Raw genomic sequence first — 12928 nt, forward strand, 5'->3', positions numbered from 1 at the left:
CGTCACGATGGGTTGGCACCTCCTCTCCCAGATGTGACGTCTCGGGGCGGCCCAGGGTTCCTTAGATGGGCCAGTGAGGGAAGAAGTTTGGCGCGACCTCGAGCACATCTGCTCTTGACCGTGCCCGAGGCGACCTCGAGGATCTCGGCGGCCTCGTCCACGCGGTAGCCGAGCATGTCCACGAGGGTCAACGCCATGCGCTGGTCCAGCGGCAGGAGCTCCAGGGCGGCGTGCACGTCCAGGCGGGCCTCGGTCTGCGCCGCGTGGTCGTGGCCGCCCCCTGAACGGCTCAGGCGTTCGTTGGAGATGACGTCGAGGGTCTCGTCCTCGGTCGGGGTGGCCGGGCGCACCTTGCGCCGTCTGAGGCGGTCGTGGCAGGCGTTGACCACGATGCGGTGCAGCCAGGTCGTGACCTGGGCGTCGCCCCGGAAGCGGTCGGCGGCGCGGAACGCGGACAGGAAGGCGTCCTGGAGGGCGTCCGAGGCTTCCTCCGGCTCGCCCATCATCCGGATGGCGACAGCCCACAGGCGCTCACGGTGGCGGCGAACCAGTACCGCGAACGCCTGTTCGTCACCCTGAGCGTGTCTTGACAACAGCTCCTTGTCAGGAAGCTCCTGGGACGCGTCCATCAGCGCTGATCACATACCCCACAACTAGAACTAGGTCCCGCGTACCTCGACCTCGTTAATGGTCCCACGCCATTCTCCGTCGTTCTCCGGGAGCTCGGTGAACCAGATCAGGACGTACCGTCCGGTCGCGCTCTCGTCGAGGGGGATGGTCTCTTCGCCGCCGACGCTGCCCGACCACGCGGCCGGGAGGTTGGCGTCCAGGCTTTCCTGATCGCTGACCTCGTCGCTGTCCCCGACCCGGATCTCCACACCGTGAGTTCCACCGGAGAGCAGCAGGTCCACCTCGTGGACCTGCTCGCTGGACTCCAGGTCCAGCAGGAGGCCGACGCCCTCCTTCTGCATCTCCAGGGGGTCCCAGTAGCCCTGGGTCCTCCAGCTGCTGTCCGTGTCGTCGTCGAAGGCGAGGTGGGCGTTCTGGGAGTGCTCGTCACCGTCGCCGTTCGGCATCGGGTCGAAGCCCCGGGCCCCGTTGATGTCGAAGACCGTCAACTCCGCGTCGTCCGGCTCGTCCTCGGTCGTGCTGGCGCTCGGGTCGACGGCCTCGTCCGATCCGGGGTTCATCATCGAGCCGAACTGCCAGGCCCCGACGACGACGGCGGCGAACAGCGCCACCGCCACCGCACCGATCAGGATCCGTTTGGCCGAACCGCCCTTGTCGCGGGTGGCCCGCTGGTCCATGCGTGAGGGTGCCGGTCGGGCGCCGTTGCTCCGGGCCGGAGCCGAACCGTTGCGGCCGCCGCGCCGCTGGCTGTTGGTGGCGTCGAACTCGCCCGTGCGCCGGGAGGTGCCGGGCTCGGGCTGCTGCGAGGTCTCCGCCGGGGAGACCGGCAGCGGGATGAGCCGCGGCACCGCGGCCATGGCCGAGCAGAACTCGGCGGGGCTGGAGATGGGCGGTCCCGGCACCATCTGACCGACCAGCTGCGGCAGCGCCGCGCGGGTGGTGATGGAGGCCAGGGGTTCGCTCACGCCCTGCCGGAGCTGTCCGGGCGGGTAGGGGCCCATGGGCCCCTGCGGGGCGCCGGGCAGGCCGCTCTGCGGACCGCTGGGCCAGTAGCCGGTGAGCGCCGCGTAGAGCAGGTTGCCCAGGCCCTGGGCGTCGACCGCGCCGGGCTGGGGGACGTTGTTCCCCAGCAGCGCGGCGTCCACGCCGATACCGGTGACCTTGACCGCTCCGCCGCTGCTCCACATGAGCTTGCTGGGGGACAGGCAAAGGTGGTGGAGCCCCTGGGCGTGCGCGGCGGAGATGGCCTCGGCCGCCTCGGCGACCAGGCCCGCCGCGCGCTCGGGCTCCATCGGTCCCTGTGCCAGGAGGTCGGCGAGGGAGGAGCCGATGACCCACTCCTCGACGACGTAGGGGACGGGTGAGGTGTCGTCGGCGTCGAAGACCTGGGTGACGCGGGCGTCCGGGATACGGCTCGTGGCACGGGCCGCGCGGACCACCTCTGAGGTGCGCGGGAATCCTTCGGCGAAGGTCCATACCGCGACCGGACGCGCGAGCGTCTCGTCGGTGGCCTTCCACCGGGTCGCACCACCGGTCTCGCTCACCACGTGGTCGAGTCGGTAGCGGTTGGCCAGCTTCGCCCCGGGTTCGATCAGGAAGGTGCTCATGATGGGAGTGACGGGCGCCAGTGCCGCTGGGTCGCGTGATGCCACGGTGGGCGCACGCGAGGGGGTCGGCCCTGTCTGCTGTCCCCAGCCTCCCTTCGGGCAGCTCGGCTAAACGGTGCTCTGGCGGTAAAGCGGTGTCTGTCCATGCTAGGACGCCTGAACAGCCTCTTTGGAGGACATCGGGTACTCATTCACCTTCTGGGACGTACCAGGGTGCGACTACCCAACGTCATCCATTCCAGGTGATCAGCGGCGTCGCAGCCGGGTTTTGACCAAATCGAGGAATGATGTGACTTCGGTCACATTGAGGAACTTGGCGGCAACCACGAACAGTACGGCACCGACCAGCCCTCCGGCCACCATCGACGCGAGGGCGGGCCACAGATCCCCCGGGAGGCCGTTGAAGACGATGATCATCAGCACGCCGAACGCGGCCGCCGGGACGGTGGCCGCGTGCAACTTGAACAGGGTCGACGCGGTCCTGCGGCCGTCCAGCCCGTTCAGCCTCTTGTGCAGCATGTACCACATGATGACCGAGCCCACGATGTAGTAGAGCCCGTACGGTACCGGCAGCCACACCACGATGTGCTGCGGGCTGTCGGCCATGAAGTACAGCAGGCTGAGCGCGGTCACCGCGTGGGCGATCTCGGAGGGGATCGAGACCAGGGCCGGGGTACGCGTGTCACCCAGCGCGTAGAACACGCGCATCTGCAGCTGGAACAGCGTGAAGGGGATCAACATCACGCAGAAGACCATCAGGATGCGACCGATCGCGGCCGCGTCCTCGGCACTGGTGCTGCCCTGCGCGTAGATCATCACGCAGAAGGGGACCGCGAAGACGATCATCGCCACCGAGATCGGCACGATCAGCACCGACGACAGGCGGAAGCCGCGGGAGAAGTCGCTGCGCACCTGGTCCTTGCGCCCGGCCGCGACGTGCTCGCTCATCCGGGGCAGCAGGGCCGTGATCACCGAGACCGCGATGATCGCGTACGGCAGCTGGAACAGCATTGACGCGAACTTGTACGCCGCGATACCCGAACCCGTGTCGTAGCCGAGCTCGGCGGACATCGAACCCGCGCGCGTGGCGACGTTGGTGGAGACGAGGGCGCCCACCTGGGCGACGACGATGTAGAGCATCATCCACGAGGCCGCGCTGGCAGCCTCGCCGAGTCCGGAGCCGCGCAGGTCCAGGCGGGGGCGCCAGCGGAAGCCAGCGGCCCACAGAGCCCACAACAGCACGGCCGCCTGGACGACCTGGCCGAGCGCGGTACCCAGGCCCAGCAGGGCCAGCTCGCTCTGGGTCACGGTCTCCGGCGTGCGGCCCGGCCCGGCGATGGACAGGAACCACAGGCAGATGCCGATGATGACGATGTTGTTCACGACCGGCGCCCACATGGGAGCGCCGAACCTGTTGCGCGCGTTCAGCATCGCGCTGGCCAGACCGCTGGCGCCGATGAAGAAGATCTGGAGCACCAGGTACCGGGCCAGGATGACGGAGACGTCGTACTGCGCCCCGCTGAACCCGCCCGCGTAGATCCGGATGAACCACTCGGCGATCAGCACCGACACCAGGGTCAGCACGAACAGCGCCAGCAGCATCAGGGTGACCAGGCGCTGCTCGGTCTTGTTCCCGCCGTCGGCGTCCAGCTTGCGCCGCTTGACCAGGAACGGCACGAACACACTGGCCAACAACCCGCCGATGAGCAGGTCGTAGATCATGTACGGCACCATGCCGGCGGTCTGGTAGGCGTCACCCAGCAGCTGGGTGCCGATCGCCGCCGCCAGCACGATGGTGCGGACGAAGCCCGTGACACGGGAGGCGATCGTGCCCACCGCCATGATCGCGGTCGACTTCGCGATGTTGCCCGGACCGGTGTGGGACGAACCACCGATCTCGTCGCCGTCCTCCAGGCCCGCGCGGTCCGCGGTACCCAGGTCACCGATCTCGCTCGGGTCCCGGACCGTCTTCAGGCCCGTCTCCGGTTCGCTCCGGGGCTCGGAACGCTCGTAGGCGTCGAGGACGTCCCCGGGCATCACCAGGTGACGTCTGGAGGAATCCTCAGGGGGTTGCTCCGGTCCGGGCTCCGGACCGTCGGCGTACTGACGGGGGTGATCGCTGGACACCGTCGGGTGGTCCTTTTCTGGCTGGGACGACTACGGGACTCCGGCGGGGCGGGGCCGGAGGGGGTCACGGCATCTAACGACGCAGGCGGCCGCGGATGAGTTCCACGGCGGCGCTCAGCTCGGGCACGCGCAGCAGGCGGGCGGACACGAGGAAGAGCAGCGCGCCGACGAAGCATCCGACGACGGGAGCACCGATGTAGGTGATCAGACCTGGCCCGACCTGGGTGTCGAAGAACCAGAGCACACCGAAGCCAGCCGCGATGCTGGGAACGACGGCCAGGTGCAGGCGCAACAATGTGCCAATCACGTGCTTTCCGTCAAGTCCCCCGATGCGTCGGCTGAGGATCTGACCAGCGATGGTCAGCCCCGACAGGAACGACACCATGAAGCCCGCGGCCACGCCGACCACGACCAGGTTCGGCGGCAGGAGCAGGTAGGCGGCCAGGGCCAGACCGCTGTGAACAGCGAGGTTGGCCGCGCCGATGAGGGCGGGGGTCCTGGTGTCGCCCATGGCGAAGAACACGCGCAGCATCAGCTGGAACACGGTGAACGGCAGCATGCCGAGCGACATCACGGCGAGGATCTGGCCGATGGCGGCCGCGTCGGCGATCGAGACCGACCCGCGGGCGAACGCCAGGATCGACAGCGGCTCGGCGAACATCGCGACCGCGAAGGCGATCGGAACCAGCACGAACGCGGAGATCCGCAGGGTGCGGAAGAAGTCCGAGCGGACGGCCTCCCAGTCGCGGTCGTCGGCGTGCGCGCTCATCCGGGGCAGTAGCACGGTGATCAGGGAGACCGCGATGATCGCGTAGGGCAGCTGGAAGAGCTGGTACGCCAGGTTGTAGGCGCTGATACCGGCACCGACGTCCAGGCCCTGCTCGATACTGGCCACGTTCGCCGCGTTGGCGATGTTGGTGGTGATCCACAGGCCCGCCTGGGTCAGCAGGGTGTAGAGCATCATCCACCCGGCGGTGCGCATCGCCTCACCGAGCCCGGATCCGCGCAGGTCCAGGCGGGGGCGCCAGCGGTAGCCGGTGCGGGTGAGCGCGACGAACAGCACCAGTGCCTGCAGGGCCATGCCCGCCGCGGTGCCCGCGCCCAGCAGGGTGAGCTCGGCGGTGGTGACGGTCTCCGGGGTGCGGCCAGGGCCCGCCACGACCAGGAACATCGCGGCCACGCCCATGATGACGACGTTGTTGAGCACCGGGGCCCAGACCGCGGCGCCGAACTTGCCGCGGGTGTTGAGCATGGCGCTCAGCAGCCCGCTCAGACCCACGAAGAAGATCTGGGAGAGCAGGAAGCGGGCCAGGTAGACCGAGGCCTCGAACTGCACCGGGGTGAACCGGGATCCGTACAGCCAGATGAGGGCCTCGGCGGCCGCGATCGCGGCCCCGGTCACCAGCAGCAGCGCCAGCACCATCGAGGTGAACAGGCGGTCCTCGGTCGCCTTGCCGCCGTCCGCGTCCCGCTTGCGCCGCTTGACCAGGAACGGAATGACCACGGAGGCCATCAGGCCGCCGATGAGCAGGTCGTTCAGGATGAAGGGGATCGTGTGCGCCGTGTGGTAGGCGTCACCGAGCAGGTGGGTGCCGATGGCGGCGGCCAGCACGATGGTGCGGGCGAAGCCGGTGATGCGGGAGGCCATGGTGCCCACGGCCATGATCATGCTGGAGCGCATCATCCCGCCCGACCCGGCGTCGGGCCCGGGGGCGGGGGCGGAAGCGGCGTCGGGCCCGGGGGCGGAAGCGGGGGCTGAGCCGGAGCCCGAGCCGGGTCCGGATCCGCTCCCTGACGCGGGGGCGGGTTCGGGGGCGGGAAGCTCGCCCTCCTCGAAGGAGGGGGCGGGTCCGCCGGAGGGGCGGAGAGGGCTCTCACCCGGCAGGGCGCCCTCGTAGGGGGACCTGCGGTGCTTGGGCGCGTAACGAGGGGGCTGCTCGTCGCCGTTCGGGGAGTCGGTGACCACCGTGGATCAGGGTTCCTTTCGTCCGACTGGGAAGGTTCGTGCCGCGGCGCCGCGGGGGCGGCGCCGCGGATCAAGGGGTGGCGGTCACTTACCGGCGCCGCTGCCGTCCGGTCGGCTCTCGCCGTCCGGCTCCGTACCGGCGGGGGTGTGCGGCTCGGCTTCCCGGGGAGTGTCCGTGCCCTCGCCGGAGCCGGCCTCGGTGGAGGTCTCGTCCGCCCCGGGGGCCTCGGACCCTCTTTCCCCGGGCTCCGCAGGCTCCGCGGTTCCGGTGCCTTCGGCCTTGGCCTCGGCGTCCTCGGTGGCTTCGGATTCCTCGGTGCCGTCGCCGTCGCCGTCGCCGTCGCCGTCGCCGTCCTTGGCCGCAGTCGCGGTGGCGTTGGCCTTGGCCGCCTGCTTGCGGGCCCACTTGCGCAGCGCGCGGGGTGCCAGAGCCGCGATCAGGATCAACAGGCCGATCCCGCTGATCATCAGCGCCTGGGTGCCCAGGCCGGTGGCGTTCACCTGGATCACGGTGTCCTGCGAGCTGATCGGCTCGCCCGCGGCGTTCTGCAGACTGACCTGCACGTTCGTGCTGCCGTTGATTCGGGCCGACAGCGGCACGTAGACCGTGGTCCTGGCCCCGGGCGCGATCTCGAAGTGGTGCGTGTACTCGCCGATGCTCAGCCGCTCGGAGTTCTCCGAGTACAGCGACAGATAGACGTAGACCGCCTCGTCCTCGAGGTCGTTGGCCACGAGCACACCCGTGGTTCCGGTGCTGCTGGCCAGGGTGACCGGGTCGCCCGGGATGACGCGCACGTCCTCCCGGCGGCTCTGCACGCTCCGGCCCACCAGGGAGCGGGTGGCGCCTGCCATCGCCTCGCGATCGCGCCAGTACACCGACTCCAGACGCACGAGCGCCGGGCGGAAGGGGTCGCTGTCGCCGACCAGGATGCTGTTGAACAGGCGCACGTCCCGGCCGACGTCCTCGATCTGGCCGAGGTAGGTGGAGCTGAGCTCGTCCCCGTAGGCGTGGTCCGGGTAGGTCAGCCCCTTGCGGGTCTCCTCGCGGTCCTCGGCTTCGGACAGCTCCACCCGGTCCAGGCGCTCGGGGGAGAGCCAGGGGAGGCTGTCGGTGGCGTCCAGGACGCCCGCGGCGAATTCGGGGCTGGGGTCCCAGCCGGGCTCGGGCGCGGCGATGACCACGCGCTCGTCGCCGGTGCTCTCTCCGGCGATCATCGCGGTCTCGGCGGCGAAGCGTTGGAGGGCCAGGGTGGACTCGCCGGGCTCCCACGAGGGCATGGAGAGCACGTCGGTCAGGCCGGAGTCGGAGACCAGGGCGTAGGGCTCCTCGCCCTCGGCCCCGTCGCCGCTCGCGGGGAGCGGGGCCTGCGCGGTGGGGGTGGTGGAGATCCAGGAGGCGGGCGGGACGGCCTCCTCGTTCAGGAGGAAGCGGTAGGCGCCGTTCTCGGTGAACAGCTCCTGGACGTTCTCCTCCATGATCCCCTCGGCCGGAACCGCGAACCGGTCGTCGGCCGAGAGCCCGAGCGAACGCGCCAGGGCCTCCTGCCCGAGCCGCAGCGAGGCCTGGGCGTCGGAGTCCATGTCGTTGCGCAGCAGCGCGGCCAGGTCGGTGTTGGCGTAGGGGGAGGCCACCACGGTGTCCGCGGCCAGGACCTCGCGGGCCTCGCGCAGCCACACCTGGGCGGCCGTGTTCGGGTCCCGCGTGTGCCGGACCGGTTCCTCGGCCGGGTCCGTGAGGAGGTCCTCGATCACCTCGTGCTCCGCCGTGGCCATCCGGAGGATGTCGTCCAGTGTGCTGGGGTCGACCGCCCAGGTCACCGGGATGCCCTCGGTCCGGGCCGGCGGGGCCCCGCCCTCCTCGTCCGAGCCCTCGGTGTCCTCGCCGTTCTCGTCCTCGTCCCCCTCGTCTTCCTCGGGGGTGGCCGAGTCGGCGTCATCCTCGGCGGTGGCGTTCTCGGCCGGGGCCTCCTCGGCCTCCTCCGCCTCATCCAGGCCCAGCTCCTCGATCAGGTCCTCGTCCCCGGCCTCGAAGGACAGGGGGACCTGCGCGCCGGACTCCAGGAGGCGCCCCAGCCGCCCCCCGGCGCCGACGGAGTCGTGGAGGTCGCCGCTGAGGAAGGTGTCGTCGTCGGCCCGCTGGGGGTCGTCCATCAGCGGCCAGACCCACGCCAGGTCCACCGACGGGACGTCGTCCTCGTCGGAGTCGGCGGTGTAGGGGAGGAAGGTGTACTGCGCGCCGAGGGTGTCGCCGTCGCCGTCGACCGCCTCGATGATCATGGGGTACACCCCGTAGGAGCTCAGGCCGAGGTCCTCGACCGGGGTGCTCAGCGAGTACTCCAGGGTGCCGTCAGGCACCAGCTCGCCGTCGAACTCCTCGTCCGGTCCGGAGGCGTTGGGCTGCCAGTCCTCACCGGTGGCGAACTTGTCCAGCTCGTCGCGGGAGGTGAAGGGGTGTCTGGAGTACCGCATGCGGACGGTGACGTCCTCGACGGTCTCTCCGGTGGTGTTGGTCACCTCGCCCGCCACCCGCAGGGTGCTGTCCTCACCGATGGCGTCCGGGGTGATCCGGTCCACGACGAGCGGGGCCGCCGACCCCTCCTCCTCGGGCTCCGCCGATGCGGACGAGAGGGTGGCCGGTATCGGAAGCAGAGCGGCGGTCATGGCCATGACCGCGGCCGCGGAAGCAGTTCGACGCAACGCTTGGTTTCCTGATTCGGGTCCAGGTGTCCGTCCCGCCAGGGATACGGAAGGTGGGGCGGGGTCGGTCAGGGTGCCCGCGCGGCGCGCTCGGCGGAAGCGGGGCTGGTGGCCTCGGACTGACTGTGACGTGCCACCACTCCACCCGAAGATACCGCGTTCCCCGAACCCCGGTTCTGGTCCGACCCGTTGTTCGAGGGACGTGGTCGGCCCACCCTTTCATCCACCGGGGGTTCCGCACCAGAGCCGCCACGGCCCCGCGGGCGTATCGAAAGGGTCTCCGTCGCACCGAATCGATTCGCGGTCACCCCGTGGGGCCGCCTAACCTGCGTGGTGTGCCGAACACAGAGTTTTCGCGTGAGAACGACGCTGCCCAGGACCCGTCCGCCCAGGTGAACACGTCCGCGGGCGCACTCAGCGGTGCGCAGCGGGCGGCGGTCACCGCACTGGTCGACTCGATCCAGCCCGTCGCGGAGGAACTCGGCGACCGCTTCGACTCACACGGCCAACAGCTCGCCATCGTGGGCGGGCCGGTCCGCGACGCGCTGCTCGGACGCGCCACCAACGACGTGGACCTCACCACGGACGCCGTGCCCCAGCGCATCCTGGAACTGATCGACGGCTGGGCGGACTCCGTGTGGACCGTCGGCATCGAGTTCGGCACCGTGGGTCTGCGCAAGCGCGGCCTCCAGCTGGAGATCACCACCTACCGCAGCGAGGACTACTCGCCCAAGTCCCGCAAGCCCGAGGTGGCCTACGGCACGAACATCCACGACGACCTGCTGCGCCGTGACTTCACCGTCAACGCGATGGCGGTGCGCCTGCCCAGCCAGGAGTTCGTCGACCCCTTCGGCGGCCTCGAGGACCTGCGGGCCAAGGTGCTGCGGACCCCGGGCCGCCCCGAGGACTCCTTCAGCGACGACCCGCTGCGCATCATGCGCGCGGTCCGCTTCGCCGCCCAGCTCGGCTTCTCCCTGGCCCCCGAGGTGGCCGAGGCCGCCCGGAACATGGCGGACCGGCTCGCCATCGTCTCGGCCGAGCGCGTGCGCGACGAGTTCACCAAGCTCATGCTCAGCCCGGACCCGCGCCGAGGTATCGAGCTCATGGTGGACCTGGGCGTCGCCGATCACGTCATGCCCGAGATCCCCAGGATGCGGCTGGAGATCGACGAGCACCACCGGCACAAGGACGTCTACGAGCACTCGCTCACCGTCCTGGACCAGGCCATGGACCTGGAGCGAAAGCGCGGCCACGAGCCCGACCTCGTCCTGCGCCTGGCCGCCCTGCTGCACGACATCGGCAAGCCCAGGACCCGCGCCTTCGAGGGCGGCAACCGGGTGACCTTCCACCACCACGAGGTCGTCGGCGCCTCGATGAGCCGTAAGCGGATGAACGCGCTGCGCTTCCCCAAGGACGTGACCACCCAGGTGAGCACGCTGGTCGCGCTGCACCTGCGGTTCCACGGCTACGGCAAAGGCGAGTGGACGGATTCGGCGGTGCGCCGCTACGCCCGAGACGCCGGGGACCAGCTGGAGCGGCTGCACATCCTGACGCGCGCCGACTGCACCACCCGCAACCGGCGCAAGGCCGCCGCGCTGGCCCGGTCCTACGACGACATCGAGCGCCGGATCTCCGAGCTCGCCCAGCAGGAGGAGCTGGACCGGATCCGGCCGGACCTGGACGGCAACGAGATCCAGGAGGTCCTGGGGGTCAAGCCCGGACCGCTGGTCGGCAAGGCCTACCGGTACCTCCTGGAACTGCGCCTGGAGAACGGCCCGATGGAGAAGGAGAAGGTCGTCGCCGAGCTTCGCTCCTGGGCGGCCGAGCACCTGGAGCAGGAAGGCCGTCAGGAGAAGTAGGGGCGGTTTCGAGGGGCCGGTCCCGGGTTCGTTTCAGAGCCCGGGCTTGACCGCGGTGACCGCCATCGCCGCCCCGAAGACCCGCAGCGGTGTGCCCTCCAGCGCGTCCGAAGCGCCCTGGAGGGACTCGGGGACGTGCGGTGTGAGGTAGTCGATCGCGCGCACCCGCAGGCCGTGCCCGCGCAGCAGGCGCCCGAGCTCCTGGCTGCTGAAGGAGCGCGCGGGGGACATCCGCTCGTGTAGCGGCCGCACCCAGGGCAGGAACGGTGCCGTCAGGCCGGAGCGCCGCCGTCCTCCCCACCGGACCCCGTTCCGCTCGAACGGGCACCACCGGTTGGACGTGGTCATGGAGAACGCACCGCCGTGCCTGAGCACGCGGTGGATCTCGCACAGCGAGCCTTCCAGGTCGTCCAGGTGCTCGACGACGTCGAAGGCGGTGACCCGGTCGAAGGTGTTGGCGTCGAAGGCCAGCGCCTCGGCGGACATCTTGTGCACACCCACCCGGTCCTCCAAAGGGGTTCCGGCGATGCGCGCGCCCAGGGCGCTGAGCCGCTCGGGGTCGACGTCGACGGCGTCCACCCGCACGTACCCCTCCGCGAGGGCGAGGACGTGGTCGCCGTCCCGGCAACCGACGTCGAGCAGCCGGTCCCCGCGGACGGGCAGCTGGCGGCGCACCGCCCCGACCCGCCTGGCGACCGCCCGGACCCCGAAGCCGTCCGAGGTTTCACCGAGTCCGAAACCTGCTCCCATGGCCACCATCCCCCGCTCTACGAACACCTGGAGGGACACTACATTAAGTGACGCTTTAATTACGGATCGATGCGCCGACATGTCGATACGTCGTCCCTTCCTGCTCGGCCCACCTGCTCGCGGCGCTCCGGGCCGCCGGTGCGAGGATGGCGTGATGAGCACCACCACCTGGTACCTGGAGATGACCGACCCCGCCGAGCTGAAGCCCGGACGCGAACCCGGGGGCGACGTGCGCTTCGTCCGTGCGGAGGTGCCCAGCCCGGAGCTCTCCCGGTTCCTCTACGAGGCGGTCGGACGCGACCACCAGTGGACCGACCGCGACCCCTGGACCGACCAGGAGTGGCGCGACCGGGTGGAGCACCCCGAGGTCGAGACCTGGGTCCTGCACGACCGCGGCACCCCGGCGGGCTACGCCGAACTGGAGGCACAGCCCGAGGGCGCGGTCGAGATCGTCTACTTCGGCCTCCTCCCGGGCTTCCTCGGCCGGGGCCTGGGCGGGCACATGCTCACCGAGACCCTCCGCCGCGCCTGGACCCTCGCCGACCGCCGCCCCGGCCGCGAACCCACCCGCCGCGTATGGCTGCACACCTGCTCCCTGGACGGCGAGCACGCCCTCACCAACTACGAGTCCCGCGGCCTACGCGTCTACCGAAAGACCATCGCGGACGAGGCCTCCCCGGCCGACAGGACCACAAACGGCTAGGGCGACAAACGGACAGGGGGACAAGTCGACAAGCCCCCCGCACCCGGCACGTGCCTCAGCAGGAGCAGGAGAGACCGCCCACCGGCCCGACCAGCGGGTCGACGGGTCCTGCGGCAACCCCTGCGGCGGTCTCCACGGGCAGGCCTTCGCGCACCCAGTACTCCATCCCGCCGATCATCTCCTTGACCCGGTAGCCGAGCCGGGCGAAGGCCAGCGCACCGCGGGCTCCGCCGTCGCACGCCGGGCTCCAGCAGTGGACGACCACGGGGGTCCCCGCGGTGACGAGGTCCTCGGCCCGCTCGGCCACCAGCCGATAGGGGAGGTGAACCGCCCCCGGGGCGTGGCCCTGCTCCCAGGCTGCCGTGTCCCGGACGTCCACCAGTACGAAACCCGGGTCGCCGCTCTCCAAGGCGGAGTGCACGTCGGAGACGTCCGTGTACAGGGAGAGCCGGGCGGCGAAGTGCGCGGCGGCCGTGGCCGGGTCCGCGGGGGAGGTCCGCAGCACGGGGTTCGGGGTGGTGTCGATGTCTGTTGTCGTCATGTCTCCAGGCTAGGAAGACTCCCCTGGCTGAGCCATGGGTGTTCATCG

9 protein-coding genes are annotated in these 12928 nt (G+C 70.4%); 2 read left to right on the plus strand and 7 right to left on the minus strand.

Annotated elements, in window-relative coordinates:
* Nucleotides 1-2: 2 nt before the first annotated feature.
* From sigM to HNR07_RS25125, 5 genes are all read right to left on the minus strand, one after another.
* Nucleotides 3-629: an RNA polymerase sigma factor SigM gene (gene sigM / locus HNR07_RS25105; protein ID WP_184367064.1), complete on the minus strand. Its 627-nt coding sequence runs from the start codon at nucleotides 627-629 to the stop codon at nucleotides 3-5.
* Nucleotides 630-659: 30 nt separating this feature from the next.
* Entirely contained in the window at nucleotides 660-2237 is a 1578-nt protein-coding gene (locus tag HNR07_RS25110) for a protein kinase family protein (protein WP_184367065.1), read from the minus strand.
* Between the two features lie 246 nt (nucleotides 2238-2483).
* Nucleotides 2484-4364, minus strand: a complete 1881-nt coding sequence (murJ, locus tag HNR07_RS25115) for a murein biosynthesis integral membrane protein MurJ (protein WP_184367066.1) — start codon at nucleotides 4362-4364, stop codon at nucleotides 2484-2486.
* A 73-nt stretch (nucleotides 4365-4437) separates the two neighbouring features.
* Entirely contained in the window at nucleotides 4438-6330 is a 1893-nt protein-coding gene (gene murJ, locus HNR07_RS25120) for a murein biosynthesis integral membrane protein MurJ (RefSeq protein WP_184367067.1), read from the minus strand.
* Between the two features lie 84 nt (nucleotides 6331-6414).
* Nucleotides 6415-8997: a DUF6049 family protein gene (locus tag HNR07_RS25125; protein ID WP_184372643.1), complete on the minus strand. Its 2583-nt coding sequence runs from the start codon at nucleotides 8995-8997 to the stop codon at nucleotides 6415-6417.
* A 365-nt stretch (nucleotides 8998-9362) separates the two neighbouring features.
* Here HNR07_RS25125 and HNR07_RS25130 point away from each other — a divergent pair, with 365 nt between their 5' ends.
* Nucleotides 9363-10886, plus strand: coding sequence for a CCA tRNA nucleotidyltransferase (locus HNR07_RS25130; RefSeq protein WP_184367068.1), 1524 nt, complete (start codon nucleotides 9363-9365; stop codon nucleotides 10884-10886).
* A 33-nt stretch (nucleotides 10887-10919) separates the two neighbouring features.
* Here the strand turns inward: HNR07_RS25130 and HNR07_RS25135 are convergent, their stop codons facing one another.
* Nucleotides 10920-11636, minus strand: coding sequence for a class I SAM-dependent methyltransferase (locus tag HNR07_RS25135; protein ID WP_184367069.1), 717 nt, complete (start codon nucleotides 11634-11636; stop codon nucleotides 10920-10922).
* 154 nt (nucleotides 11637-11790) lie between these two features.
* On the opposite strand from HNR07_RS25135, the gene HNR07_RS25140 reads away from it, so the two are divergent.
* Complete coding sequence (locus tag HNR07_RS25140) at nucleotides 11791-12339, plus strand: GNAT family N-acetyltransferase (protein WP_184367070.1); 549 nt, start codon at nucleotides 11791-11793, stop codon at nucleotides 12337-12339.
* A 55-nt stretch (nucleotides 12340-12394) separates the two neighbouring features.
* Here HNR07_RS25140 and HNR07_RS25145 read toward each other — a convergent pair whose 3' ends face one another.
* Nucleotides 12395-12880 (minus strand): rhodanese-like domain-containing protein, encoded by a 486-nt coding sequence (locus tag HNR07_RS25145; protein WP_184367071.1) that lies wholly within the window; start codon nucleotides 12878-12880, stop codon nucleotides 12395-12397.
* Between the last annotated feature and the right edge of the window lie 48 nt (nucleotides 12881-12928).

Origin of the sequence: Nocardiopsis metallicus (genome assembly GCF_014201115.1) — a bacterium.
Classification (GTDB): Bacteria; Actinomycetota; Actinomycetes; order Streptosporangiales; family Streptosporangiaceae; genus Nocardiopsis; species Nocardiopsis metallicus.